The sequence below is a fragment of the Curtobacterium sp. VKM Ac-1393 genome (assembly GCF_015350995.1).
Lineage (GTDB): Bacteria > Actinomycetota > Actinomycetes > Actinomycetales > Microbacteriaceae > Curtobacterium.
In genome coordinates, this window is the sequence record NZ_JADKRW010000002.1 from 636224 (window position 1) to 662606 (window position 26383).

Genomic DNA, 26383 nt, shown 5'->3' on the forward strand with positions numbered 1-26383 from the left:
TCCTCCGGACCGCGCGGGCGCGGAGACGACAGAGAGGAGGAGTTCTCATGGTTCTCGTTCGTCAGGAAATCGGCGATGTGCTTCGGGACTTCCGCTTGCAGAAGGGCCGGACCCTCCGTCAGGTCGCGTCCAAGGCCAGTGTGGCGCTCGGGTACCTCAGTGAGGTCGAGCGTGGTCAGAAAGAAGCCAGCTCGGAGATCCTCGCATCCGTCGCGGATGCGCTGGACACCCCCATCTCCACGATCATGCGCGAGGTGGGCGACCGCCTCGCGATCGTCGAGGGACTCACTCCCGTCCCCGACACGCTCCCGGACGACCTCGTCGCCGAGTTCGACAACGACCTCGCGGTGCGCTGAGCGCCCCGCACCGAACGCCCCCGCCGGAACCTCCCGGCGGGGGCGTTCTGCGTTCGGGCGGCGGCGTGGGGAGCGGGGCGTGGCAGCGTTTAGGCTGGACGGATGCGGGTGAGTGAATTCTGGCGGGCCGTCGACCAGGTGTTCGGCGAGGCCTACGGGTCCGTGGTCACCCGTGACGTCGTGCTCGAGGAGCTCGGTGGCCGCTCGGCAGTGGACGCCCTCGGTGCGGGTGTCGACGCTCGCCGTGTGTGGGACGCCGTCTGTGACTCCCAGGACGTCCCGCTCGACCGGCGGCACGGCAAGGGGTTGGCGGAGCCGCAGGGCTGAGGCGGCTGCGCTCGGTGGCGCTGTCGCGGTCGCGGTCGCTGTCGCTGTCGACCGAAACTGTGTTCGGCGTGTTGCTCGAACGGGTGTTCGATCGGTGGTACGTTCCTGCACAGCGGCGTCGCCCGGGTGTTCCATCCACAGATCGCGTGACCGTCGGCAGTGATGTCGGTGGCCCGCCATAGGTTGATGGACATCGGGAACAGCCCGAAGCCTTGTCGCAGAACCATCGGCCTTGCACCACCGGTCGGCGTGGACGCGACAGCCTACAGGCGGCCGAACACGAGCACGAAGGAGCACCCCATGCCATCACCGGCAGACCGCGAAAAGGCCCTCGAGACCGCACTCGCACAGATCGACAGGCAGTTCGGCAAGGGTGCGATCATGCGCCTCGGTTCGGACGAACGCGCACCCGTCAACGTCATCCAGACCGGGTCGGTGGCGCTCGACGTCGCGCTCGGCATCGGGGGACTGCCGCGCGGCCGCATCGTCGAGATCTACGGCCCGGAATCGTCGGGTAAGACGACCCTCACCATCCACGCCATCGCCAACGCCCAGCGCGCCGGTGGCATCGCGGCCTTCATCGACGCCGAGCACGCGCTCGACCCCGAGTACGCCAAGAAGCTCGGTGTCGACATCGACGCCCTGCTCGTGTCGCAGCCGGACACCGCCGAGCAGGCGCTCGAGATCGCGGACATGCTCGTCCGCTCCGGCTCGATCGACCTCATCGTGATCGACTCCGTCGCAGCACTGGTGCCGCGTGCCGAGATCGAGGGCGAGATGGGTGACTCCCACGTCGGTCTGCAGGCCCGCCTCATGTCCCAGGCGCTGCGGAAGCTCGCCGGTGGGCTGAACCAGACGCAGACCACGATGATCTTCATCAACCAGCTGCGCGAGAAGATCGGTGTGTTCTTCGGTTCCCCGGAGACCACCTCGGGCGGTAAGGCGCTGAAGTTCTACGCGTCCGTCCGCCTCGACATCCGCCGCATCGAGACGCTGAAGAGCGGCACCGACGCGGTGGGCAACCGCACCCGCGTCAAGGTCGTCAAGAACAAGATGGCGCCGCCCTTCAAGCAGGCCGAGTTCGACATCCTGTACGGCGTCGGCATCTCGCGCGAAGGCTCGCTGCTCGACTTCGGTGTCGACCACGGCATCGTCAAGAAGTCGGGTGCCTGGTACACCTACGACGGCGACCAGCTCGGTCAGGGCAAGGAGAACTCGCGTTCCTTCCTGATCCAGAACCCCGACACCGCGGCTGAGATCGAGGGCAAGATCCTCGCCAAGCTCGGCGTCGGTGGCGCCAAGGCGGAAGAGGCCCCGGTCGAGTCGATCGCGCCGAAGCTCGCGGAGCGCAAGGGCGCGTGAGCACCGACCACGACGACGACGGCCTCGCACCGGTCACCGACCTGTTCGGTGCGAGGTCCCGTCGTCGGGCCCCGGCAGCTGCGGAGCCCACCCCCGAACCCGCGTGGACGGTGCCCAGCGTTCCGGAGCCCGTGCTCGAGGACGACGCGGACACCCCCGTCCCGTTGCCCCTCCGCGGGCCACGTGCACAGGCCGACTGGGTCTCGCCGGTCATCGGCGACGGTTCCGGTCGGACCGCGCGGGCGGAGCAGGACGGCTACGACGACGACGGGGCGGACGCCACGACGGCGTCGGTCTTCTCGATCGCCGGCGGCGAAGAACTCGACCCGGCGGACGCTCCGCGTCCCCTCGACGAGCAGCGCGCCGACGCCGAGCGGCTCAGCATGCGGGCGCTCGGCCGCAAGGGCGTGAGCGAGTCCGAAATGAGGACGCTGCTCACGCAACAGGACCTCGACCCCGATGTGGTCGAGCACGAGATCGAACGCCTGACCCGGGTCGGGCTGCTCGACGACGTCGCCCTCGCCACCGACCTGGTGGACCGCCTGCACGCCCGCAAGGGTTTGGGGCGGCAAGGCGTGGTCACCGAGCTGCGTCGTCGCGGCATCGACCAGATCGCGATCGACACGGCGCTCGACGAAGCCGCCGACGACGAGGACGACGAGTTCATCCGCGCGCAGGAGCTCGCCGACAAGCGTGCGCCACAGATGCGCGGGCTCGACCGTGCCACTGCCGAGCGCCGTCTGTCCGGGTTCCTGATGCGCAAGGGCTACGGCTCGGGTGTCGTCCGGATCGCGGTGCAGCGGGCCCTCGACGGCGGTGGGCGCCGGCCTCCGACGGGCCGTGGGACCGTGCGGTTCGAGTAGTCGCCCCGACCTACACTGGGACGACCATGGCCACCGTCGCAGCGCGCCAGCGCACCTACGAAGTCCGCACCTACGGGTGCCAGATGAACGTGCACGACTCCGAGCGACTGAGCGGGTCGCTGCAGGCTGCGGGCTACACGGCGGCGGACGGCGAGCAGGCCGACGTCGTCGTGATCAACACCTGTGCGGTGCGCGAGAACGCCGACAACCGGCTGTACGGCAACCTCGGGCAGCTCGCCGGCATCAAGCGCGACCACCCCGGCATGCAGATCGCCGTGGGCGGGTGCCTGGCGCAGAAGGACAAGAACGTCATCCTCGAGAAGGCGCCGTGGGTCGACGTCGTGTTCGGGACCCACAACATGGGGTCGCTCCCGACGCTGCTCGAGCGTGCACGGCACAACGACGAAGCGCAGATCGAGATCCTCGAAGCGCTCGACGTGTTCCCGTCCACGCTGCCGACCAAGCGCGACTCGACCCACAGCGGTTGGGTGTCGATCTCGGTCGGGTGCAACAACACCTGCACGTTCTGCATCGTCCCCTCGCTCCGCGGCAAGGAGAAGGATCGCCGCCCGGGCGACGTCCTCGCCGAGATCCAGGCGCTCGTCGACGACGGCGCGATCGAGGTCACCCTGCTCGGTCAGAACGTGAACTCCTACGGGGTCGAGTTCGGCGACCGACAGGCGTTCGGCAAGCTGCTGCGCGCGGCCGGCACGATCGACGGTCTCGAGCGCGTCCGTTTCACGAGCCCGCACCCGGCCGCCTTCACCGACGACGTCATCGACGCCATGGCCGAGACCCCGAACGTGATGCCGCAGCTGCACATGCCGTTGCAGTCCGGGTCCGACCGGGTCCTCAAGGCCATGCGACGGAGCTACCGCAGCGAGCGGTTCCTCGGCATCCTCGACCGGGTGCGCGCGAAGATCCCGAACGCGGCGATCTCGACCGACATCATCGTCGGGTTCCCGGGCGAGACCGAAGAGGACTTCGCGGACACCCTGCGCGTGGTCGAGCAGGCGCGGTTCGCCAGCGCCTTCACGTTCCAGTACTCCATCCGCCCCGGCACCCCGGCGGCGACGATGGACGACCAGCTGCCGAAGCACATCGTGCAGGAGCGGTACGAGCGGCTCGTCGCCCTGCAGGAACGCATCACCGCCGAAGAGAACGCTGCGCAGGTCGGCCGGAGCGTCGAGGTCCTCGTCGCGACGGGCGAGGGACGCAAGGACGACGCCACCCGCCGGTTGTCCGGACGCGCCGAGGACTCCCGGCTCGTGCACTTCGCGGTTCCGGAGGGCTCCGCGGTTCCGCGGCCCGGCGACGTCGTCACGGTCGAGGTCACCCGAGCAGCCCCGCACTTCCTGATCGCCGACGACGACGCTCCACTGCGCATCCGACGCACCCGAGCGGGCGACGCCTGGGACCGCGCCGAGGCCGAGAGCTGCGGCGTGCCGGCCCCGGCAGCGCCCGGCGACGGTCCGCGTCCGGTGTCGCTCGGGCTGCCCACGCTCCGTGTCGGGCGCTGACGGCCCCGTCGGGGACGCCCCCGAGAGCGACCCGGCCCAGCACCCCGAGCCTGACGCCCTCGACGCTGATCTGATCGCCGTCGTCGGGGCGACGGGGACCGGCAAGTCCGACCTCGGCATCGCGATCGCCGAACGCCTCCGCGCCGCCGGTCGGAACGCCGAGATCGTCAACGCCGACGCCATGCAGCTGTACCGCGGCATGGACATCGGCACCGCGAAGCTCTCGGTCGACGAACGGCACGGCATCCCGCACCACCAACTCGACGTGCTCGACATCACCGACGAGGCGAGCGTCGCCGCCTACCAGCTGGCGGCCCGAGCGGACGTCGACCGGATCCAGGCCGACGGCGGCGTCGCCGTGCTCGTCGGGGGGAGCGGGCTCTACGTCTCCGCCGTCCTGTTCGACCTGGCGTTCCCCGGCACCGACCCGCAACTCCGCGCGCAGCTCGAGCGCGAGCACGACGAGCTCGGTCCGGGCATCCTGCTCGAGCGGCTCCGCGGCATGGACTCGATTGCCGCAGCGACGATCGACGCACGCAACCCACGGCGGTTGATCCGGGCACTCGAGATCGCGAGCCGATCCGAGGTCGTGTCCCCGAGCCTCCCGTCCGCGCCCCGCGCCTGGCGACCGTCCCGGATCCTGCACCTGCGGCGCGACCGCGAGCAGCTCGTCGCGGCGCTGCACGCGCGCGCGGCGGGCATGTTCGCCGCCGGGCTCGTGGACGAGGTGGCGGCGCTGCGCGAGCAGGGCATCGAACAGGGGAAGACCGCGCGGGCCGCGATCGGGTACTCGCAGGCGCTCGAGGTGCTGCGGGGGACGGCGAGCGTCGAGGACGCGGTCGAGGCGACCGGTGTCGCGACGCGCAAGTACGCCCGTCGGCAGGTGTCCTGGTTCCGGCGCTACACCGACGCCGAGACCCTCGACGTCACCGGAGCGGACCGGGGGGACCTGTCGGAACTGGCCCGTAGGATCGTCCCGTGACCGAGCTGCACTTCACCAAGGGCCAGGGGACCGGCAACGACTTCGTCCTGTTCGCCGACCCCGACGCCACCGTCGACCTGACCCCCGAACGGATCCGCGCGATCGCGGACCGACGGTTCGGCGTGGGCGGCGACGGCGTGATCCGCGCAGTGCGGTCCGAGGCGATCCCCGAGGGGCGCGCCCTGGTGGCCGTCGAACCCGCGGCGACGTGGTTCATGGACTACCACAACGCCGACGGCACGGTCGCGGAGATGTGCGGCAACGGCATCCGGGTGTTCGCGCGGTACCTGACCGAGTCCGGCCTCGTCGAGCTGGCACCCGGCGAGACCCTGACCGTGGGCAGCCGCAAGGGCCTGGTCGACATCCAGCGGACCACCAACGGCTTCGCCGCCGACCTCGGCCGGTGGGACCTGGGCATCGAGGGCGGTGGGTCCGACGACGTCATGGTGCGCGCCAAGAACCTCGACGGGGCGCGGCCCGGCATCGGCATCGACGTCGGCAACCCCCACGTGGTCGTCGCCGTCGCGACCGAGGACGAACTCGCCGACCTCGACCTGACCTTCCTGCCCGTGCTCGACCCGGCGCCCGAGCACGGTGCCAACGTCGAGTTCGTGCTGCCCGGTGATCCGCTCATCAAGGACGGCGTCGGCGAGATCACGATGCGGGTGCACGAGCGGGGCAGCGGCGAGACCCTGTCGTGCGGTACCGGTGCGGTGGCTGCGGCCCTGGCGACGCGGTACTGGGTCGGGTCCGGTGCGCCGGACACCTGGCGCGTGCGGGTGCCGGGCGGCGTCGTGACGGTGCGGATGTTCGCGGCAGAGGACGGTGAGCACGTGTCGCTGTCCGGGCCCGCCGAGCTCGTGTTCTCCGGGGACCTGACGGTCTGACGCGGCCCGGGGTGCGGGGCGCGGCGCGGGGTGCGGGGCGCGGCGCGGGACGCGTGCGCGGGGCGCTCCTTCGTCGAGTGAGCAGAAGACGACGGGTCGTTCGCGGCTACCCGTCGTCTTCTGCTCACTCGGTGCCCCGCCGCCGCGGGCCGCCGCGGGCTGCCGCGGGGCGGGCCCGCGCGCGCGGCGCGCGCGCCTACGCGGCGCGATGCACGCGGATGACGCGGAACCCCTTCGCGGTGGACGCCCGCGTCACGCGGAACCCGTCCCCGAGCGCGCCGACCAGCCACTGCTGCAGCGAGTCACCCCCGAGGTCCTTCGACACGACGAGCCAGGCGTCGCCCTCGACCTCGAGCCGGGGCAGCCACGTGAGCAGGATCTCGTGCAGCTCGTCCTTGCCGACCCGGATGGGCGGGTTCGACCAGATCGTCCGGAAGCGCAGGTCGGCCGGGACATCCTCGGGCAGGGCGATCGTGACGTTCGACGCCCCGGCTGCCTCGGCGTTGGTCCGCGCCAGCCCGAGGACCCGTTCGTTGACGTCCACACCCCAGACGTGCGCGTCGGGGGAGTGCAGCGCCATCGTGATCGCGATCGGTCCCCAGCCGCAGCCGACGTCGAGCAGGGCGCCGTCGTGCGCAGGCGGCGGGACGGCACCGAGCAGGACGCGCGTGCCGCGGTCGAGGCCGTCCGGGCTGAAGACCCCTGCGGCGGTGGTCAGTGTGAGCGGCCGGCCGGCGAGGTCGACGTCGATCTGGCGTTCGCGGGTGTCCGATGACGGGTTCGCGGAGAAGTAGTGGTCGTTCGCCATGGATGAACCGTAGCGGGAACCCGGTGTGTCCGAGGCTCGCCGGAGGTACCCTGTGGACAGGATGACGGATACCCATCAGCAGAACGACCAGACCAACGACGACAGCGCAGACGGTGTCGTCGAACGGGTGTTGCGCAACGCCGACCGCCGCGCAGCATCGTCCATCTTCGCCCCCGCTCAGGCGATCCAGACCCGCTCGGTCGACGAGCACGGGTGGGACGGCGACGGCGACCAGTACGACCGTGAGGACCGCGCGGCCCTGCGCCGCGTCGCGGGCCTCTCCACCGAGCTCGAGGACGTCACCGAGGTCGAGTACCGCCAACTGCGGCTCGAGCAGGTCGTCCTGATCGGCGTGTACCCGCACGGTGACGCACAGGACGCCGAGAACTCCCTGCGGGAGCTGTCCGCCCTGGCCGAGACGGCCGGCGCGGTGGTCCTCGACGGACTCCTCCAGCGTCGACCGAACCCCGACCCGGCGACCTACCTCGGCAAGGGCAAGGCCGAGGAACTCGCGATGGTCGTCAAGGCCACCGGCGCCGACACGGTCATCGCGGACACCGAGCTCGCTCCGTCGCAGCGCCGTGCGCTCGAGGACGTGGTGAAGGTCAAGGTGATCGACCGCACGGCCGTCATCCTCGACATCTTCAGCCAGCACGCGAAGACCCGAGAGGGCAAGGCCCAGGTCGAGCTTGCCCAGCTCCAGTACCTGCTGCCCAGACTGCGCGGCTGGGGTGACTCGATGTCCCGGCAGGCCGGTGGTCAGGTCTCCGGCGGTGCGGGCATGGGGTCGCGTGGTCCCGGTGAGACGAAGATCGAGCTCGACCGCCGTCGCATCCACACGCGCATGTCGAAGCTCCGTCGCCAGATCGCCGGGTTCCGACCCGCGCGTGAGGCGAAGCGTGCCGACCGGCACCGCAACGAGGTGCCGAGCGTCGCCATCGCCGGCTACACCAACGCCGGCAAGTCCTCACTGCTGAACCGCCTGACGAGCGCCGGCGTGCTGGTGCAGAACCAGTTGTTCGCGACGCTGGACGCGACGGTCCGACGCACCGAGAGCACCAAGGGCCGCGAGTTCACGTTCGTGGACACCGTCGGGTTCGTCCGGAACCTGCCGCACCAGCTGGTCGAGGCTTTCCGCTCCACGCTCGAAGAGGTCGGCCAGGCCGACGTCATCGTGCACGTGGTCGACGGATCGCACCCGGACCCGGCAGCGCAGCTCGCCACGGTGCGCGAGGTCATCGGCGACGTCGGCGGACACGACATCCCCGAGATCGTCGTGTTCAACAAGGCCGACCTGATCGACGACGCCCAGCGCCTGGTCCTGATCGGGCTCGCGTCGGACGCCGTGTTCGTGTCGGCCCGTACCGGCGAGGGCATCCCGGAGCTCCTCCGCGCCATCGAGGACCGCCTGCCGGAGCCCGACGTCGAGCTCACGGTGGTCGTGCCCTACGACCGTGGTGACCTCGTGTCCACGCTGCACGACGCCGGCTCGGTCGAGTCCGTCGACTACGTCGAGGACGGCACCCGCCTGCGTGTGCGTGTCTTCCAGCGCCAGGTCTCGGAGCTCGACCCGTACGTGGTCACGCCCGTCACCTCCTGACGGCCGTACCGGCTGACGCTCGGGAGGCCCGTCCCGGCTCCGCAGGACGCCGTCGTCTTCCTGAGACGCCGGCGTCGCACTGCCCGAGTCTGTTGGGCACGACGCCGTCGTGTTCCTGAGACGGCGGCTCGCAGTGCCGGAGTCGTTCGGGCATGACGCCGTCGTGTTCCTGAGACGCCCCGCAACGCACGAGACGCCGCCGAATCCGGCGGCGTCTCGTCGTGCAGGCGGCGTCGTGCGAGGACGCCGGCGTCCGGCGCACGTGGCGTCCGGCGCGGGTCAGAGGGAGCGGAGGACCGCGACGACCTTGCCGAGCACCGTGGCGGCGTCGCCGAGGATCGGCTCGAAGGCGGTGTTGCGGGGGAGCAGCCACGTGTGACCGTCGCGCTGACGGAACACCTTGACCGTCGCCTCTTCGTCGAGCATCGCGGCGACGATGTCACCGTTCTCGGCGGTCTGCTGTGACCGGACGACCACCCAGTCGCCGTCGCAGATCGCGGCGTCGATCATCGACTCGCCGACGACCTTGAGCATGAAGAGATCGCCGGAGCCGACGAGCTGGCGGGGCAGCGGCACGATCTCGTCGACGTGCTGCTCGGCGGTGATCGGCACACCGGCGGCGATCCGGCCGACCAGGGGGACGAGCGTCGTGGCGTCGATGTCCGGGCCGCCGGCGTCCGACGTCGGCTCGTCGACGAGGACCTCGAGTGCGCGGGGGCGGTTCGGGTCGCGGCGGATCCAGCCGCCGAGCTCGAGCTGTCCCAGCTGGTGGGACACGCTCGACAACGAGGAGAGCCCGGCCGCGTCACCGATCTCGCGCATGCTCGGCGGGTACCCCCGCGATGCGATGGACGCACGGATCGCGTCGAGGATCGTCTGCTGCTTCGCGGTCAGCGGCTTCTGGCCCCGCAGTTCGTCCACCACGTCGTCTCGCTTTCGTCGGTGCTGAGCGGCCGTGGCGGGAATGTCGGTGGTCCCCGTTTGACTTGCCCCAGTCGATCGAAACAGTATCCGACCGGTCAACCCCGGACAAACACCTGTTCGAGCGTGTCGCAAGAAAACCCCGCAGAAATCCTCTCCCAGGACTTGTGCGTCGCCCGATTCGAAACTATGTTCGGTACACGACTTCGGTTCACCCGAACGGGAAGGCAAGAACGACATGAGCACCATCGCCATCGCTGACATCCAGCGCACCGCGGCACCCGCCGTGCGCGTCCGCCTGCGTCTCACGCGCCGCGGCCGCATCGTCTTCACGACGCTCGCCGCGCTCCCTCTCCTCATCGTCGTCGCCTTCGCCGTGCTGAACGGCGGGCAGGCGTCGGCCGGCGACGCTGCCGCCGGCGGCGCCCGCACCCACTTCGACACCGTGACGATCCAGCCGGGCGAAACGCTCTGGCAGCTCGCCGAGACGACCGCGCCGAACGCCGACCCGCGCGACTTCGTACAGGACGTCATCAGCCTGAACGCCCTCGACGGCTCCGGGCTGCAGGCTGGCGAGCAGATCTCCATCCCGACGAAGTACACGTCGGGCGAGTAGCCACGACCGAGTACTCGCAGACCGTCCCGTCCAGACGGCTGGGCACCGAGTGATCACAGCGGCCTACGATGGATCGGTGGCATTCACGCTCGAAGACCTCCCGATCCGAGACGACCTCCGCGGTCAGATCCCCTACGGCGCTCCCCAGAAGCACGTCCGCGTCCAGCTGAACGTCAACGAGAACACGCATCCCGTGCCGGACGACGTCGCCGACGACATCGTTGCGTCGATCCGCCAGGCGCTCGCGTCGGTGAACCGCTACCCCGATCGCGAGTTCACCGAGCTCCGGCAGTCGCTTGCCGGGTACCTCGGGCACGACCTGACGGCCGAACAGCTGTGGGCGGCGAACGGATCCAACGAGGTGCTCCAGCAGTTGCTGCAGGCCTTCGGCGGCCCGGGCCGCTCGGTGCTGGGTTTCCCGCCCACCTACTCGATGCACTCGATCCTGGCGTCCGGTACCGGCACCACCTGGATCCCGGCGCAGCGCGACGACGAGTTCCGCATCTCGCCGGAGACCGTGGTGGCAGCGATCGAGCAGCACCGGCCGGACATCGTGTTCCTGTGCGGGCCGAACAACCCCACCGGCACCCCGCTGCCGATCGAGACGATCGAAGCCGCCTACGCCGCGACCGACGGCATCGTGATGGTGGACGAGGCCTACGCCGAGTTCATGCCGGCCCACGTGCCGAGCGCCCTCACGCTGTTGCCCGGGCGCGAGCGACTCGTGGTCTCGCGGACGATGAGCAAGGCCTTCGCCTTCGCGGGCGCTCGTGTCGGCTACATGGCGGCGCACCCCGCCGTGATCGACGCCGTGCGGCTCGTCCGGCTGCCGTACCACCTGTCCGTCCTGACGCAGGCGGCCGCCGTCGCAGCCCTGCGCCACGCGCCCGAGATGCTCGCGATGGTCGACGACATCACGCAGCAGCGCGACCGCATGGTGACGGAGTTGCAGGCCATGGGCTACCGGACGTACGAGACCTGGTCGAACTTCGTCCTGTTCGGCGGGGTGGCCGACCCGCACGCCGCGTTCGAGGCGCTGCTCGAGCACGACGTGATCGTGCGCGACCTCGGCATCCCGAACCACCTCCGGGTGAGCGCGGGCACGGAAGAGGAGACGACCGTGTTCCTGGACGCCATGCGGCAGGTCGCCGCCGAGCAGCCGCCGGTTAGGGTTGGGGCATGACCGCGCGCACCGCCTCGATCCGCCGCAGCACGAGCGAATCGAGCGTCGAACTCGAGCTCGACCTCGACGGCACCGGCAAGTCCGACATCTCGACGAGCGTGCCGTTCTTCGACCACATGCTGACCGCGTTCAGCAAGCACTCGCTCATCGACCTGCGCGTGCGCTCGACCGGTGACACCGACATCGACGTGCACCACACGGTCGAGGACACCGGCATCGTGCTCGGGCAGGCGCTCAAGCAGGCACTCGGTGACCGCTCCGGCATCGGCCGGTACGGCGACGCCCTCGTGCCCCTCGACGAAGCGCTGGCCCAGGCCGTCGTCGACGTCTCCGGTCGGCCGTTCCTCGTGCACTCGGGTGAGCCCGCCGGGTTCGAGTTCCACCGCATCGGTGGCCACTTCACCGGGTCGATGATCCGCCACGTGTTCGAGGCGATCACGTTCAACGCCGGCATCACCGTGCACGTCCGCGTGCTCGGGGGCCGCGACCCGCACCACATCGCCGAGGCTGAGTTCAAGGCGTTCGCGCGTGCGATGCGCACAGCGGTCGAGTTGGACCCGCGCGTCGACGGCATCCCCTCCACCAAGGGCGCGCTGTGACCGCGAAGCCGAACGTCGTCGTCCTCGACTACGGGTCGGGCAACGTCCACTCCGCCGCCAAGGCACTCGAGCGGGCCGGAGCCGAGGTCACGCTGACCTCGGACAAGCAGGCGGCGCTCCGTGCCGACGGCCTGCTCGTACCCGGGGTCGGGGCGTTCGCGGCGGTCATCGACCAGCTCGAGGGCGTCCAGGGCGGCGAGATCGTCGACCGCCGTCTGGCCGGTGGTCGTCCGGTGCTCGGCATCTGCGTCGGCATGCAGGTGCTGTTCTCCCGCGGTATCGAGCGCGGAGCCGACGTCGAGGGTCTGGGTCAGTGGCCCGGCACCGTCGAGCAGCTCGAGGCTGAGGTCCTGCCGCACATGGGCTGGAACACCGTCCAGGCGCCGGAGAAGTCCGTGTTGTTCGACGGGCTGCACGAGGAACGGTTCTACTTCGTGCACTCGTACGGGGTGACCGACTTCCCGCTCGACGCCTACGGGCCGTTCCGTGCACCCGGTCTGACCTGGGCCGAACACGGGCAGCGGTTCATCGCTGCCGTCGAGAACGGCCCGCTGACCGCGACCCAGTTCCACCCCGAGAAGTCCGGCGAGCCGGGCATCCGCCTGCTGACCAACTGGGTGAACTCGCTCTGAACCCGGCCCGCGACGGGCGCGACGGCGACGCCGGACGCGCCACGGGCCTCCAGACCAAACACCGCACCTTCACCACCGCACCTTCACCACCGCGACGAAAACCGACAGGACCATGACCGACCTCACCGACACCGCGCCCCTCGTCCTGCTGCCCGCCGTCGACGTCGTCGACGGCCAGGCGGTCCGGCTGACCCAGGGCGAGGCGGGGAGCGAGACGGGCTACGGCGACCCCGTCGCCGCCGCGAGCACCTGGCGCGACCAGGGTGCCGAGTGGATCCACCTGGTCGACCTCGACGCGGCGTTCGGCCGCGGCGACAACCGCAAGGTCATCGCGCACGCGATCCGCGAGGTCGAGGGTGTGTCCGTCGAGCTGTCCGGTGGAATCCGCGACGACGCCTCGCTCGAGGCGGCCCTCGCGACCGGTGCGGCGCGCGTCAACCTCGGCACCGCCGCGCTCGAGAACCCGGACTGGGCCGCACGGGTGATCGGCCAGTACGGCGAGCAGATCGCGGTCGGACTCGACGTCCGCGGCACGACGCTCGCCAGCCGCGGTTGGACCGAAGACGCCGGCGACCTGTGGGAGGTCCTCGACCGACTCGAGGCCGCGGGGTGCGCCCGGTACGTCGTCACCGACGTCACGAAGGACGGCACGCTGCAGGGCCCCAACGTCGAGCTGCTCCGCAAGGTGTGCGACCGGACCGACCAGCCCGTCGTGGCCTCTGGTGGGATCTCGACGCTCGACGACCTGCGCGCTCTCCGCGAACTCGTGCCGTTCGGCCTCGAGGGCGCGATCATCGGCAAGGCGCTGTACTCCGGAGCGTTCACGCTGCCGGCCGCACTCGACATCGCCTCGGAGTAGCCGCGTGGCGGGCATCTCCAACGGGCGTGGAACCGGTCCGGAAGCGGCAACCGGTCCCGACGCGGCGTCCGGTCCCGACGATTTGCAAACCCCGGGTGGCGCGGCGGACTCGGCAGGCTTCGCGTGGGAGGGCCGCACGTTCGACCACCACGACACCGCCTTCGCCGACGACGACGGGCTGGCCGACCCGGCGCTGACCGCGGCGATCGCGGCGCTGGCTGCCGGCGGTCCGCAGGGCGCGATCGTCGAGGCGCTGCGCACCGCCCGTCTGCTCATCCCGCTCGTCGCGGAGGCCGGCGACCTCGGCGAGACCGACGCCGGCAAGGTGGTGGACAAGACCCAGGAGCTGTCGATCGTCACGGTCGCCGGTCCTGACGGGCGGAGCGTGATGCCGGCGTTCACCTCGGTCGACGCGATGCACGCGTGGGACGCCGACGCCCGACCCGTCCCCGTGGAGTCGCGTCGGGTGGCGATGGCCGCGGCGAGCGAGGACACCCAGCTCGTCGTGCTCGACCCGAAGTCGGCGACCGAGTTCGTGCTGCGGCGACCCGCTGTCTGGGCGCTCGGCCAGGACCTGCCGTGGACCCCGTGCTTCGAGGACCCCGAGGTCGCCCAGGCCTTCGCGGACTCGGTCGTGGGAGAGCCCAGTGTCGCCCGCGTCGAACTGACCCCTGGCGACCCGGTCGGCCGTTTCGCCGGGCCCGAGCTGACCGTCGGCCTGGCACTGCACCCGGGGCTCGACCGCGAGCAGGTCGGCGAGGTCGTCGGGCGCTTGCAGCAGCGGTGGTCGACGGACGCCGTCATCGCCGAACGCGTCGACAGCATGCGCGTGGCCCTGCGCCCGGCCTGAGCCGCGACCGCGTCAGCCACGACCGCGCGACCGCGCCTCAGCCGCGCGCCCGGCCACGAGCAGCGCCGACCCGTCCGCGCGCGGCGGTGCGGCCCCGGTCCGGGTGACGTCGCCGGTACGATGGCCGGGTGAGCACGAACCCGACGACCAACCCCACCGGCGCGACCTCCATCGGTCCGACGGGTCGTCCTGTCCGGGAGTTCCCCGTGCCCGAGGAACTCGACAGCACCGGCCCCGCGCGCATCATCGCTCTCTGCAACCAGAAGGGCGGCGTCGGCAAGACCACGACGGCGATCAACCTCGGTGCGGCGCTGGCGGAGTACGGCCGCAAGGTGCTGGCCGTCGACTTCGACCCGCAGGGTGCGCTCTCCGCGGGCCTCGGTGTCCGCACCCATGACATCCACACCGTCTACGACCTGCTGATGGGCGCCGTGAAGGACCCGATCCAGGTCATCCAGCCGACGAACACCCCGGGGCTCGACGTGATCCCCGCGAACATCGACCTGTCCGCGGCCGAGGTACACCTGGTCAACGAGGTCGCCCGCGAGCAGATCCTGGCGAGCGTGCTGCGCAAGGTCGCGAACGACTACGACGTGATCCTGGTCGACTGCCAGCCGTCGCTCGGGCTGCTCACCGTGAACGCCCTGACCGCGGCGCACGGCGTGCTGATCCCGCTCGAGTGCGAGTTCTTCGCCCTGCGCGGCGTCGCCCTGCTCATCGAGACGATCGACAAGGTGCGTGACCGCCTGAACCCGGCGCTGACGCTCGACGGCATCCTGCCGACCATGTACGACTCGCGCACCCTGCACTCGCGCGAGGTCATGGAGCGCGTCGTCGACACCTTCGACGACCGGGTCCTCGACACCGTCATCGGCCGCACCGTGAAGTTCCCGGACGCCACGGTCTCCGCTCGTCCGATCACCCAGACGGCGCCCGACCACGCCGCCGCCCACGCCTACCGGCAGCTCGCACGAGAGCTCGTCCAGCGTGGCGCCGTCGCCTGAGTCGGGGTTCCGGGTCCGGCTCACCAACTTCGACGGCCCGTTCGACCTCCTGCTGTCGCTCATCACGAAGCACGAGCTCGACATCACCGAGGTGTCGCTCGGCGCGGTCACGGGGGAGTTCATCCAGTACGTGCGTCAGGCCGAGTCGGCGGACGAACTCGACGAGGCGAGCGAGTTCCTCGTCGTCGCCGCGACCCTGCTCGACCTGAAGATCGTCGGGCTGCTCCCGCAGGGCGAGCTCGTCGACGCCGAGGACGTCGCCCTGCTCGAGGCGCGCGACCTGCTGTTCGCGCGGCTGCTGCAGTACCGGGCGTTCAAGCAGGCCGCGGACTGGTTCGGCGAACGCTGGGGTGTGGAGTCGCGTCGGCACGTCCGGAGCGTCCGGCTCGAGGAACGGTTCCGTGCGCGCACACCCGAGCTCGTGTGGACCCTGTCGGTGCAGGACTTCGCTGCCCTGGCAGCGCTGGCGTTCGCCCCGCGGGAGACCCCGACGGTCGGACTCGACCACCTGCACGCGCCGCTCATCAGCATCCGCGAACAGGCCGCGATCGTCGTCTCGATCCTCCGCACCCGTGATGGTGAGGGGGTCTCGTTCCGTGAACTGGTCGCGGGCGTCGACCAGACGGGTATCGTGGTGGCTCGCTTCCTCGCGATCCTGGAGCTGTACCGGAACGCATCGATCTCGTTCGAACAGCTCGAGCCGCTCGGGGAACTCACGCTCCGATGGACCGCCGAGGACTGGTCCGACGAGAGCCTCGCCAACCTGGGAGCCGACTATGACGGATGACGTGCACGACACGTCCAGCGCCGAGCCCGGCGGCGCTGACGAGATGGCCGACGCCCGCGCGATCGAGCACGAGATCCACGAGCACACCGAGCGCTCCGAGTACGGCCTGGCCCCGCAGGCGCACCCGGCGATCCCGATCGACCGCCAGCTCGAGGCGATCCTCATGATCGCGGACGAGCCACAGTCCCTCGTCGCGCTCGGCGCCGCCGTGAACGCCCCCGTCCCCGCCGTCCGCCAGGCGATCGAACGCCTCGTCGCGGACTTCGACGGCGTCGACGGCACGATCCGCCGCGGGTTCGAACTCCGCGAGGTCGGCGGCGGCTGGCGCTTCTACGTCCGCGCCGACCTCGACACCGTGGTCGAGCAGTTCGTGGAGGCCGAGCGCCCCTCGCGCCTGTCGCAGGCCGCGCTCGAGACCCTGGCGGTCGTCGCCTACAAGCAACCGATCACGCGATCCCAGATCGCGGCGATCCGTGCCGTCAACGTCGACGGCGTCGTCCGAACGCTGGTCGCGCGCGGTCTCATCGAGGAGTCGTTCACCGACTCCGAGACCGGCGCCATCAACTACGTCACGTCCGGCCTGCTCCTGCAGCAGCTCGGCATCAACTCGCTCGACGAGCTGCCGCTCATCTCGCCCCTCCTGGACGACGGTGCGGACGGCTTCGAGCAGAACGAAGGGATCCCCGATGGCCGGGTTTGACGACCGGGGGCGCGGCGCGCCCCGAGACCGAGACGACCGCAACGGACGCTCAGGAGGCCCGGATCGCCCCGGGCGTTCGGCTCCCGGCCGTGGCGGGACCGGCTCCAGTGCCGGTGGCCGCTCCGGCGGGTACGGTCGCGACGACCGCGGGGGCGCTCGCCCGCCGCGTGACGACGACCGTCGTGGCGGGTACCCGTCGCGCGACGACCGTGGTGGGTACCGGGGCAACTCGGCGCCGCGTGACGACCGCGGCGGCTACCGCGGCCGTGATGACCGCAGCTCGGCTCCGCGTGATGACCGTGGTGGCTACCGGGGTCGCGATGACCGCAGCTCGGCGCCGCGTGACGACCGTGGTGGGTACCGCGGTAACTCGGCTCCGCGTGATGACCGTGGCGGCTACCGCGGGCGCGATGACCGCAGTGCTGCGCCGCGCGACGACCGTGGCGGCTACCGGGGCCGTGACGACCGTGGTGCTTCGGCTCCGCGTGACGACCGTGGCGGCTACCGAGGCAACTCTGCGCCGCGCGATGACCGTGGTGGGTACCGGGGCAACTCGGCGCCGCGTGACGACCGCGGCGGCTACCGCGGCCGTGATGACCGCAGCTCCGCTCCGCGTGAGGACCGTGGTGGCTACCGGGGCAACTCGGCGCCGCGCGATGACCGTGGCGGCTACCGAGGTCGCGATGACCGCAGCTCCGCTCCGCGTGACGACCGTGGTGGCTACCGGGGCAACTCGGCGCCGCGCGACGACCGCGGCGGCTATCGAGGCCGCGACGACCGCAGCGCAGCTCCGCGTGAGGACCGTGGCGGCTACCGCGGCCGTGACGACCGCAGCTCGGCGCCGCGTGACGACCGCGGTGGCTACCGCGGTCGCGATGACCGCAGTTCGGCGCCGCGCGATGACCGTGGTGGCTACCGGGGCCGCGATGACCGCAGCTCGGCGCCGCGCGATGACCGTGGTGGCTACCGGGGTCGCGATGACCGCAGCTCGGCCCCTCGCGACGACCGCAGCTCGGCTCCCCGCGACAACCGCGACAACCGCGAGGACCGCCGCGGCCCCGACGGCCAGCAGAGCCGCGTCTGGCACAACGGCCGCCGGTACGTCGGCGGCACCACGAGCGTCCGCAACAGCGACCGCAACGGCAAGGGCAGCAGCGCTGCCAACGGCAACGGCCGCACCACGCCGAAGCCGAGCGGCGAGCGTGACAGCCACGGCAACCCGGTCGAGGGCACGCCCGAACGCCCGATCATCGAAGAGTGGGACGCGGCGGACGGGACGGCGCCTGCCGGGGCCGAGCCGGGCCTCCAGGCAGAGGGGGAGCGCCTGCAGAAGGTGATCGCCGCTGCTGGCGTGGCATCTCGCCGTGTCGCGGAGAACCTGATCGTCGAGGGCCGCGTGACGGTCAACGGCCAGGTGGTGGACGCCCTCGGGCGTCGTGTCGACCCCGCGACGGACGCGATCTCGGTCGACGGTGTGCCGGTGCAGATCGACTCCTCGCGGCGCTACATCGTGCTGAACAAGCCGACCGGTGTCGTCTCGAGCCTGCAGGACGAGCGCGGTCGCCGCGACCTGACCGAGTTCGTGGACCGCTACGAGGAACGCCTGTTCAACGTCGGCCGTCTCGACACGGAGACCTCCGGCCTGCTGGTCCTGACGAACGACGGCGACCTGGCCCACGTGCTCGCGCACCCGTCGTTCGGGGTGCAGAAGACCTACATCGCGAAGGTGCACGGCAACGTGAACCCCGCCGTGGTGCAGCGTCTGACCGAGGGCGTCGAGCTCGAGGACGGCCCGATCAAGGCGGACAAGGTGCGGTTGCTCGAGTCCTCGCGGGGTGAGTCGCTCGTCGAGATCACGCTGCACTCCGGCCGCAACCGCATCGTCCGCCGCATGCTCGAGGCCGTCGACCACCCGGTCCTCGAACTCGTCCGCCGGTCGTTCGGGCCGCTGCACCTGGGCAGCCTGCCGCCGGGCAAGATGCGCGAGCTCGGCACGGTCGAGGTCGGCAAGCTGCTCAGCACCGTCCGTGACGCGAAGCCCTCCGGGCGGGACGACCGCGACATCGCGCTCGACGAGGACGACGAGTGGGAGGACGAGACCGCGGACTGACCGCGGACTGACCCGCGACCGGCCGTCCGGCCGTCACCGACACCCGGGCGTCGACCGACGCCCGGGTGTCGGTCGGTAGGCTTGCCCGGTGACCGACCTGACGAACTCTGACATCGACCGCCGTGTGCGCGGGCCGGTGCGGGTCGTCGGCACCGGGCTCCTCGGCACCTCGATCGGGCTCGCCCTGCGTGAGAAGGGTGTCGACGTCGTCCTCGACGACGTCTCACCCGGCGCATTGGCGCTCGCCGTCGACTACGGCGCGGGTCGCCGGCCCGAACCCGGCGACCAGCCGGAGCTCGTCGTGGTGGCTGTCCCGCCGGACGTCGTGGCGACGGTCGTCGGCCGTGAGCTCTCGGCGTACCCGGACGCCATCGTGACCGACGTCGCGAGCGTGAAGGCCGGGCCGTTGGCCGAGCTCGTGGCAGCCGGCGCCGACGTCACCCGCTACATCGGGTCGCACCCGATGGCCGGTCGCGAGCGCAGCGGGCCGAGCGCCGCCCGCGCCGACCTGTTCGTCGGCAGCCCATGGGTGATCGCCGGCCACGACGCCATCAGCTACCAGCGCGCCGCCGTGGTCGAGGACCTGGCGCTCGACGTCGGCGCGACCGTCGTGCCGATGGACCCCGCGTCGCACGACCTGGCCGTGGCCTACGTCTCGCACGTGCCGCAGCTGGTGTCGACGCTGATGGCCTCGCGGCTGCGCGACGCCCCGGACGGCTCCCTCGGCCTGGCCGGTGGTGGGGTCCGTGACGTCACCCGGGTCGCCGCGAGCGACCCCGGCCTGTGGGTGCAGATCATCGGTGCGAACGCGGCCAACGTCCGGCGGGTGCTGTCCGACCTGCGCGACGAGCTGAGCGGCGTGATCGGGGCGCTCGACGACCCCGCCGCCGCCGGAGCACCGCGGACCCTCGCCGAGACGATCGCCGCCGGCAACCGCGGCGTCGAACGGCTGCCGGGCAAGCACGGCACCACCAAGCGCTTCGCCCAGGTGGTCGTCCTCGTCGACGACACCCCCGGGCAGATCGCCGCGCTCCTGACGTTCATCGGGGAGATCGGCATCAACCTCGAGGACATGCGCCTCGAGCACTCACCGGGCGCGCAGATCGGCATCGTCGAGGTGTCGGTGCTGCCCGAGCAGGAACAGCGACTCGTCGAGGAACTCGAGGGTCGCGGATGGAGGATCGCAGCAGCATGGGCCTGAACGACACGAACGCAGCGACGAACGACTCCGGTGTGACCGGCGGGCTCGGCGGGTCTGGTGGGCCCGACGGGCCCGGCTCCGGCCTGCCGACGCCCGGCGACGGCGGTGCCGGCGGTCCGCTGAGCGGCAGCGGCGACGGCGGCGCGCTCGGTGGCCCGGCCGCCGGCCTCGGCGAGCCCGGCGGCGAGCCCGGTTCGACCAGCGCCCCGGTCCCCGCCGGCCTGGCGGACGGCGCGTACGTCGCGAAGTTCGTCATCGCGGTCGACGGCCCCGCAGGCAGCGGCAAGTCGAGCGTCTCCCGCGCGGCCGCCCGTGCCCTTGGCTACGGCTACCAGGACACCGGCGCCGCTTACCGCGCCCTCGCCTGGCACGCGCTGCAGCAGCAGGTCGACCTCGACGACGGCGCGGCGATCCTGGCGAGCTGGGAGACGTTCGACTACGCCATCGGCACCGACCCCGACGACTACTACGTGCGCGTGGGGGAGACCGACGTCACCGACGCGATCCGCACCCCCGACGTGACGGGTGCCGTGGCCCACATCGCGAAGCTCCCCGACGTCCGCCACCGCCTCGTGCAGCTGTTCCGGAACGTCATGCGGAAGACCGACGCACCGGGCATCATCACCGAGGGTCGGGACATCACCACGGTGGTCGCACCCGACGCCGAGGTCCGGATCCTGCTGACGGCCGACGAGTCCGTTAGAATGGCCCGGCGCTCGGCAGAGGTCACGACCCAGTCGGCCGCACAGACCTCTGCCGCCCTCGCCCGTCGAGACGCGGCGGACGCGAAGGTCGTCGACTTCATGAACGCCGCAGACGGCGTCACGACGCTCGACTCCACCGACCTCGACTTCGACCAGACCGTGCAGGCGGTCGTCGACCTGGCCCGCGCGGCCACGCACTGACGCACGACCGGACGGCCTCGGCCGCCCGGTCACCACTGCCGGAACTCCGGCCCGGCCGGGAACGGCCACCGACACCGCGGCTCCGGCCGCTCGCGAGGAACCCACCATGGCTCAGCTGGACAACCCGGACAACGACGACTTCCCCCAGTACGACGACGCCCTCGGCGAGCGGCTCGCCGGACTCGACGAGGCCGAGGCCGAGCAGCGCGCCACCGCGCTCCGCGCCGGACTCGAGGAGTACGACCTCGAGGACGAGGACCTCGCCCTGCTCGAGGCCGGCCAGGTCGGCGAGGACGGCGTCCACTACCTGCCCGCCTACCCTGTGCTCGCGATCGTCGGCCGCCCGAACGTCGGCAAGTCCGCGCTCGTCAACCGCATCCTCGGTCGTCGTGAGGCCGTCGTGCAGGACGTCCCCGGCGTCACGCGTGACCGCGTCAGCTACAAGGCCGACTGGAACGACAAGCGTTTCACGCTCGTCGACACCGGCGGCTGGGAGCCCGGCGCCGAGGGCATCAACGCCTCGGTCGCCGCGCAGGCCGAGGTCGCGATCGACCTCGCCGACGCCGTGCTGTTCGTCGTCGACGTCACGGTCGGCATCACCGCCACCGACGAGCACGTCGTCAAGATGCTCCGCGGCACCGACCGCCCCGTCATCGTCGTCGCGAACAAGGCCGACGACGAGCGCCGTGAACTCGACGCCTACGAGCTCTGGAACCTGGGGCTCGGCGAGCCGCACCCGGTGTCGGCCCTGCACGGCCGTGGCGTCGCGGACCTGCTCGACCTGATCATCAAGACGCTGCCCGACACCTCGGCCGTCGCCAAGCAGGAGGTCGGCGGCCCCCGCCGCGTGGCCATCCTCGGCCGCCCGAACGTCGGCAAGAGCTCGCTACTCAACAAGGCCGCCGGTGAAGAGCGCGTCGTCGTGAACGACATCGCCGGCACCACCCGCGACCCGGTGGACGAGCAGATCGAGCTCGGCGGCAAGGTGTGGCGCTTCGTCGACACCGCCGGCATCCGGAAGCGCGTCCACATGCAGCAGGGCGCCGACTTCTACGCCTCGCTCCGCACCACCGCGGCGCTCGAGAAGGCCGAGGTCGCCGTCGTCGTCCTCGACGTCACCGAGCCCGTCTCCGTGCAGGACCTGCGCATCATCGACCTGGTGCTCGAGTCGGGCCGTGCGCTCGTGCTGGCCTACAACAAGTGGGACCTGCTCGACGACGAACGCCGCCGCTACCTCGAGCGCGAGATCGAGCAGGACCTGGCGCACGTCGCCTGGGCCCCGCGCGTGAACATCTCGGCCCGCACCGGCCGCCACCTCGAGAAGCTCGTGCCGGCGCTCGAAACCGCGCTCGCGTCGTGGGACACCCGCATCCCGACCGGCAAGGTCAACGCCTTCATCGCCGAGCTCGTCCAGGAGCACCCCCACCCCGTGCGCGGCGGCAAGCAGCCCCGCATCCTGTTCGGGACCCAGGCGTCGAGCCAGCCGCCGACGTTCGTGCTCTTCACGTCGGCGTTCCTCGACCCGCAGTACCGACGGTTCATCACGCGTCGACTCCGCGAGGTCTGGGGCTTCTCCGGCACCCCGATCAACGTCAACATGCGGGTGCGCGAGCGCCGGAAGCGCTGACCCGCAGCTCCGTCACACACAACGCGTCCCGTCCGCACGGGGCGCGTTGTGCGTTCGCGTTCGGCCGGGAGGCCCGGATCACGTCCGCAGCGTCGGTGCGGCACCATGGGATGGTGCGTATCGGGCGGTGGGAGACGGATCGACGTCGGCTCGCCCTGGTGGGTGCCCTCGTCGCCGTGGTCGTCGTCGGGTCGGTGTCGCTCTGGACGGTCTCGCACGCCCCGGCCGACGACGAGACAGTCACTCGCTCCGAACGAGCCGAGCCCGAACCCGCGCAGTCGCCCACGGAGGGGCTGCGACCCTCGAACGGCCTCGAAGTCCCCTTGCCCGAGGAATCCCCGGCCGTGCAACCGATCGACTCGTCACCGATCGAACCCTGGTGGCGCCGCGTCCCGCCGGTCTCCGGGGACATCGTCGGCATCGACGGCGCCGCTGCCTCTGGACACGTCCACATCGCGGGGAACACGAGTGACGCCACACTCGCGGTCGACATCTCGCACCTGCAGACGGGGACGACGGGGCCGGTCGACGTCGTGTTGTCCGCCGGGACCGTCACGGGAGGGAAGGACCCGAGGTGGACGCCGGCGGGTGAGTCCTTCGACGTGTTCCAGGCCGCCGGCGTCGAGGAAGGGCTGACCGTCGTGCTGAGCGACCCGTGGACGCTGCCCGACGAGGTCCGCTCCCTCGTCCTGCTCGACGCCGCGACCGGCACGGTGCTCGGTGGCGCGGCGCTCGTGCCGAGCGACTGAGCCGGCTGGGCAGTCCCGCGCCGACCCGGAACGACATCGTCGACGTCGTGCGACCTCGATGACGTCGTTCGGGGTCGGCGACGGCGCGCGCGGTACGTCTGGGGGAGTTCGATGCGGCACGATGTACTGGTGACGCAGCGCAACGACGGACTCGGTGGCCTCGCCGACCGTGCGTGGTGCCGGCTGCGGCTCGACCGGTTGGCCGGAGGTCGACAGGGCGGCTACGTCATCCGTCAGGACATGCTCGAGCACCCCGACACGGTTCGGTCGTTCCGGTGGATCCGGTGGCTGCTCGTCGCCGAGACGATCGTCGGACTCGCTGCCATCGTCGTCGCCGTGCTGCTGACGCGCGCGGGGGAGACCGTGCCGTGGGCGGTGTGGTTCCGGGCGACGGTGGTGCTGCTCATCACCCTGACGCTCTACGTCTTCGCGTGGCGGGCGCAGCTCGGGTACTACTGGGCGTACCAGCGCGTGCGGTTGTTCAGCCGGATCTTCCCGATCGTGACGCTCATCGTGGCGGCGATCCCCGGGCTGTACCCGTTCTGGATGGTGATCGAGCAGATCCTGTTCTCGCTGCTCATGATCGGCATCGGCGACGTGCTCACCACCGACCACATGCGCGCCACGTTCCCGAAGCCCGCCCGCCGCTAGCCCCGCCCGCCCGCGCCGGACGCCGACGCCGACGCCGAACGACACTGTCGATGTCGTACGACGTCGAGGAAGTCGTTCCGAGTCAGGACGCGCGCGCAGCGCTACGCGACCGTGGCCAGCGCGAACGGCAGCACGGCGGAGGCCCCGGCCCGTCGGAGCTCGCGGCCCGCGACGGTCATCGTCCAGCGGCTGTCGACCAGGTCGTCGACGAGCAGCACCGGGCCCTCGTGGGACTGCAGCGCCGCGGCGAGCGACGGATCGACCACGAAGCTGTCCCACACGCCGGACAACCGGTACGCGCTGTTCGTCGCACCGTCGCCGCGGGGTGTGCCGCCGTTCCGGTCGAGCGTGCCGAGGAACTGCAGCCGTCCGATCGTCGACAGGGCCTGCGCCAGCGACCCCACGAGCTGCGGCCGCGACCGCGAGGACATCGCCACGACCCCGGTCGGCCGGGTCTCCCACGGCCAGTCCTTGAGCGCCCGGACGCAGCCGTCGACGAGCTCGCGGGAGATCGGGGCATCGGGGGTCGACGGCGAGAACAGCGCACGGAGCGGCCCGCCCCAGCCGAGGTCGGTCAGACGCGCCACCGCACGGCCGGGCCGCACGAGCTCGTCGGCGCCGATCTTGCCCCGCACCGAGACGCCGAGCGACGACATGCCCGACGGCCACTGGGCACGCGGCGCGATCTCGACGCCGACCTTGTCGAGCGCGGCGGCCGCACCGGACGAGTCGGAGTCGGAGACCGCGGTCGGGAACCACGCCCCGGCGCAGTTGTCGCACCGGCCGCAAGGCTCCGCGGACGGGTCGTCGAGGTCCTGCTGCAACAGCTGCATGCGGCAGGCCGAGGTGGACTCGTAGTCGAGCATCGACGCGGCCTCGGCGGAACGGGCAGCGGCGACCCGCTCGTACCGCGGTGCGTCGTACACCCACGGCTGCCCGGTCGAGACCCAGCCGCCGGTGACGCGTCGGACCGCCCCGTCGACGTCGAGCACCTTGAGTAGGAGTTCGAGGGTGGAGCGCTTGATGTCGACCAGGCCCTCGAGCGCGACGGTCGACATCGCGGTGTCGGTGGACAGGGCTCCGAGCACAGCGGACGCCCGGGCCTCGGTCGGCATCGAGGCGCTGGCGAAGTACTGCCAGATCTCGCGGTCCTCACGCCCGGGCAGCAGCAGCACGTCGGCGTTGTCGGTGGCACGACCCGCACGACCGATCTGTTGGTAGTAGGCCACGGGCGACGACGGGGCGCCGACGTGCACGACGAACCCGAGGTCCGGCTTGTCGAACCCCATGCCGAGCGCACTCGTCGCGACGAGGGCCTTCAGCTCGTTGCCCTTGAGCTGCTGCTCGAGCTGTTCGCGCTCATCGGTGTCGGTGCGCCCCGTGTAGGCCCGGACGGCGTACCCGTTGTCGCGCAGCAGCCGGGCGATGTCCTCGGCCGCCGAGACGGTGAGCGTGTAGATGATGCCGCTGCCGGGCAGGTCGCCGAGGTGCGCGAGCAGCCAGCCGAGTCGCTGCCGCGCGTCGGGCAGGGTCAGCACGCCGAGGCGCAGGGACTTGCGGGCGAGCGACCCGCGGATCGTGAACACCGGGTCGGCCGGGCCCGCGGTCAGCTGCTCGGCGACGTCCTCGACCACGCGCTCGTTCGCCGTCGCGGTGGTCGCCAGGACGGGGACGCCGTGGGGGAGCGAGCGGATGAGCTCGGCCAACCGGCGGTAGTCCGGCCGGAAGTCGTGGCCCCAGTCCGAGATGCAGTGCGCCTCGTCGACCACGAGCATGCCCATCCGGGCGATGAGGGTCGGCATCTGCTCGTCGCGGAACTTCGGGTTGTTCAGGCGCTCGGGGGAGACGAGGAGCACGTCGACCTCGTCACGGGCCAGCGCCGCCTGGGTCTCGCCCCACTCGTGCGCGTTCGCCGAGTTGATCGACACCGCACGGACCCCGGCCCGGGCAGCGGCCGCCACCTGGTCACGCATCAGTGCCAGCAGCGGCGACACCAGGACGGTCGGGCCACCCCCACGGCGACGGAGCAGCAGCGTCGCGAGGAAGTACACGGCGGACTTGCCCCACCCGGTGCGCTGCACGACCAGCGCGCGCTGCCGGTGCTCGACCAGCGCGGAGATCGCCTCGAGCTGGCCGGGGTGGAACACCGCGTCGGGGCGCCCGGTGAGCGCAGCGAGCGCCTGCTGTGCCTCGGCGGCGATGTCTGCAGAAGGCGGGGCGGTGGTTTCCATGCCCCCATGCTGTCAGGAGCAACCGACGAAACGCAGGTCGCGCCTCCAGTCTG

The 26383-nt window shown here is 71.4% G+C and carries 26 protein-coding genes; 23 read left to right on the forward strand and 3 right to left on the reverse strand.

Annotated elements, in window-relative coordinates; translation table 11 throughout:
* Nucleotides 1-47 precede the first annotated feature (47 nt).
* The 7 genes from ITJ59_RS06835 (at nucleotide 48) to dapF (ending at nucleotide 6297) form a co-directional block, all read left to right on the forward strand.
* Nucleotides 48-356, forward strand: a complete 309-nt coding sequence (locus ITJ59_RS06835; RefSeq protein ID WP_027464765.1) for a helix-turn-helix domain-containing protein — start codon at nucleotides 48-50, stop codon at nucleotides 354-356.
* A gap of 102 nt (nucleotides 357-458) precedes the next feature.
* The gene (locus ITJ59_RS06840; protein WP_194650330.1) at nucleotides 459-683 is read left to right on the forward strand and encodes a DUF3046 domain-containing protein; all 225 of its coding nucleotides are present in this window, start codon (nucleotides 459-461) and stop codon (nucleotides 681-683) included.
* 300 nt (nucleotides 684-983) lie between these two features.
* Nucleotides 984-2045, forward strand: coding sequence for a recombinase RecA (recA, locus tag ITJ59_RS06845; RefSeq protein WP_111084595.1), 1062 nt, complete (start codon nucleotides 984-986; stop codon nucleotides 2043-2045).
* Nucleotides 2042-2908, forward strand: coding sequence for a regulatory protein RecX (locus tag ITJ59_RS19580; RefSeq protein WP_194650331.1), 867 nt, complete (start codon nucleotides 2042-2044; stop codon nucleotides 2906-2908). Before recA ends, ITJ59_RS19580 begins: the two co-directional genes overlap by 4 nt.
* A gap of 26 nt (nucleotides 2909-2934) precedes the next feature.
* Nucleotides 2935-4428, forward strand: a complete 1494-nt coding sequence (gene miaB, locus ITJ59_RS06855; RefSeq protein ID WP_194650332.1) for a tRNA (N6-isopentenyl adenosine(37)-C2)-methylthiotransferase MiaB — start codon at nucleotides 2935-2937, stop codon at nucleotides 4426-4428.
* Nucleotides 4429-4498: 70 nt separating this feature from the next.
* Nucleotides 4499-5410 (forward strand): tRNA (adenosine(37)-N6)-dimethylallyltransferase MiaA, encoded by a 912-nt coding sequence (miaA, locus tag ITJ59_RS06860; RefSeq protein WP_194650415.1) that lies wholly within the window; start codon nucleotides 4499-4501, stop codon nucleotides 5408-5410.
* Entirely contained in the window at nucleotides 5407-6297 is an 891-nt protein-coding gene (gene dapF / locus ITJ59_RS06865) for a diaminopimelate epimerase (protein WP_194650333.1), read from the forward strand. The genes miaA and dapF overlap by 4 nt, the downstream gene beginning before the upstream one ends.
* Before the next feature lie 196 nt (nucleotides 6298-6493).
* Here dapF and ITJ59_RS06870 read toward each other — a convergent pair whose 3' ends face one another.
* Nucleotides 6494-7105 (reverse strand): class I SAM-dependent methyltransferase, encoded by a 612-nt coding sequence (locus ITJ59_RS06870; RefSeq protein WP_194650334.1) that lies wholly within the window; start codon nucleotides 7103-7105, stop codon nucleotides 6494-6496.
* 61 nt (nucleotides 7106-7166) lie between these two features.
* Here ITJ59_RS06870 and hflX point away from each other — a divergent pair, with 61 nt between their 5' ends.
* A complete protein-coding gene (gene hflX / locus ITJ59_RS06875) occupies nucleotides 7167-8705 on the forward strand; it encodes a GTPase HflX (RefSeq protein ID WP_194650335.1) in 1539 nt (512 codons plus the stop codon).
* A 279-nt stretch (nucleotides 8706-8984) separates the two neighbouring features.
* On the opposite strand, the gene lexA is transcribed toward hflX, so the two are convergent.
* Complete coding sequence (gene lexA, locus ITJ59_RS06880; protein WP_194650336.1) at nucleotides 8985-9629, reverse strand: transcriptional repressor LexA; 645 nt, start codon at nucleotides 9627-9629, stop codon at nucleotides 8985-8987.
* 235 nt (nucleotides 9630-9864) lie between these two features.
* On the opposite strand from lexA, the gene ITJ59_RS06885 reads away from it, so the two are divergent.
* The 15 genes from ITJ59_RS06885 to ITJ59_RS06955 all read left to right on the forward strand — a co-directional run bounded on the left by ITJ59_RS06885 (nucleotide 9865) and on the right by ITJ59_RS06955 (nucleotide 24099).
* Nucleotides 9865-10242: a LysM peptidoglycan-binding domain-containing protein gene (locus ITJ59_RS06885; RefSeq protein WP_194650337.1), complete on the forward strand. Its 378-nt coding sequence runs from the start codon at nucleotides 9865-9867 to the stop codon at nucleotides 10240-10242.
* A 76-nt stretch (nucleotides 10243-10318) separates the two neighbouring features.
* The gene (locus ITJ59_RS06890; RefSeq protein ID WP_194650338.1) at nucleotides 10319-11425 is read left to right on the forward strand and encodes a histidinol-phosphate transaminase; all 1107 of its coding nucleotides are present in this window, start codon (nucleotides 10319-10321) and stop codon (nucleotides 11423-11425) included.
* The gene (hisB, locus tag ITJ59_RS06895) at nucleotides 11422-12024 is read left to right on the forward strand and encodes an imidazoleglycerol-phosphate dehydratase HisB (protein ID WP_194650339.1); all 603 of its coding nucleotides are present in this window, start codon (nucleotides 11422-11424) and stop codon (nucleotides 12022-12024) included. Before ITJ59_RS06890 ends, hisB begins: the two co-directional genes overlap by 4 nt.
* A complete protein-coding gene (hisH, locus tag ITJ59_RS06900) occupies nucleotides 12021-12656 on the forward strand; it encodes an imidazole glycerol phosphate synthase subunit HisH (protein ID WP_194650340.1) in 636 nt (211 codons plus the stop codon). The genes hisB and hisH overlap by 4 nt, the downstream gene beginning before the upstream one ends.
* A gap of 112 nt (nucleotides 12657-12768) precedes the next feature.
* Nucleotides 12769-13515 carry a bifunctional 1-(5-phosphoribosyl)-5-((5-phosphoribosylamino)methylideneamino)imidazole-4-carboxamide isomerase/phosphoribosylanthranilate isomerase PriA gene (gene priA, locus ITJ59_RS06905; protein WP_194650341.1) on the forward strand — a complete coding sequence of 249 codons (747 nt, stop codon included), beginning with the start codon at nucleotides 12769-12771 and terminating at the stop codon, nucleotides 13513-13515.
* An 82-nt stretch (nucleotides 13516-13597) separates the two neighbouring features.
* Nucleotides 13598-14365: an SseB family protein gene (locus tag ITJ59_RS06910; protein WP_228511121.1), complete on the forward strand. Its 768-nt coding sequence runs from the start codon at nucleotides 13598-13600 to the stop codon at nucleotides 14363-14365.
* 128 nt (nucleotides 14366-14493) lie between these two features.
* A complete protein-coding gene (locus ITJ59_RS06915; RefSeq protein ID WP_111084609.1) occupies nucleotides 14494-15369 on the forward strand; it encodes a ParA family protein in 876 nt (291 codons plus the stop codon).
* On the forward strand, nucleotides 15353-16156 hold the full coding sequence (locus ITJ59_RS06920; RefSeq protein ID WP_194650343.1) for a segregation and condensation protein A: 804 nt from the start codon (nucleotides 15353-15355) through the stop codon (nucleotides 16154-16156). The genes ITJ59_RS06915 and ITJ59_RS06920 overlap by 17 nt, the downstream gene beginning before the upstream one ends.
* Complete coding sequence (gene scpB, locus ITJ59_RS06925; protein WP_228511123.1) at nucleotides 16146-16856, forward strand: SMC-Scp complex subunit ScpB; 711 nt, start codon at nucleotides 16146-16148, stop codon at nucleotides 16854-16856. Before ITJ59_RS06920 ends, scpB begins: the two co-directional genes overlap by 11 nt.
* Nucleotides 16857-18180: 1324 nt before the next feature.
* Nucleotides 18181-18966: a pseudouridine synthase gene (locus ITJ59_RS19060; RefSeq protein WP_228511233.1), complete on the forward strand. Its 786-nt coding sequence runs from the start codon at nucleotides 18181-18183 to the stop codon at nucleotides 18964-18966.
* Between the two features lie 88 nt (nucleotides 18967-19054).
* Complete coding sequence (locus ITJ59_RS06935; RefSeq protein WP_194650345.1) at nucleotides 19055-20167, forward strand: prephenate dehydrogenase; 1113 nt, start codon at nucleotides 19055-19057, stop codon at nucleotides 20165-20167.
* Between the two features lie 221 nt (nucleotides 20168-20388).
* Entirely contained in the window at nucleotides 20389-21072 is a 684-nt protein-coding gene (gene cmk, locus ITJ59_RS06940) for a (d)CMP kinase (RefSeq protein ID WP_228511235.1), read from the forward strand.
* Between the two features lie 106 nt (nucleotides 21073-21178).
* A complete protein-coding gene (gene der / locus ITJ59_RS06945) occupies nucleotides 21179-22699 on the forward strand; it encodes a ribosome biogenesis GTPase Der (RefSeq protein WP_111084613.1) in 1521 nt (506 codons plus the stop codon).
* Between the two features lie 113 nt (nucleotides 22700-22812).
* Nucleotides 22813-23448 (forward strand): hypothetical protein, encoded by a 636-nt coding sequence (locus ITJ59_RS06950; protein ID WP_194650346.1) that lies wholly within the window; start codon nucleotides 22813-22815, stop codon nucleotides 23446-23448.
* 129 nt (nucleotides 23449-23577) lie between these two features.
* Nucleotides 23578-24099, forward strand: a complete 522-nt coding sequence (locus tag ITJ59_RS06955) for a hypothetical protein (RefSeq protein ID WP_194650347.1) — start codon at nucleotides 23578-23580, stop codon at nucleotides 24097-24099.
* 101 nt (nucleotides 24100-24200) lie between these two features.
* Here the strand turns inward: ITJ59_RS06955 and ITJ59_RS06960 are convergent, their stop codons facing one another.
* Nucleotides 24201-26330, reverse strand: a complete 2130-nt coding sequence (locus ITJ59_RS06960) for a RecQ family ATP-dependent DNA helicase (protein ID WP_194650348.1) — start codon at nucleotides 26328-26330, stop codon at nucleotides 24201-24203.
* Nucleotides 26331-26383: the final 53 nt, after the last annotated feature.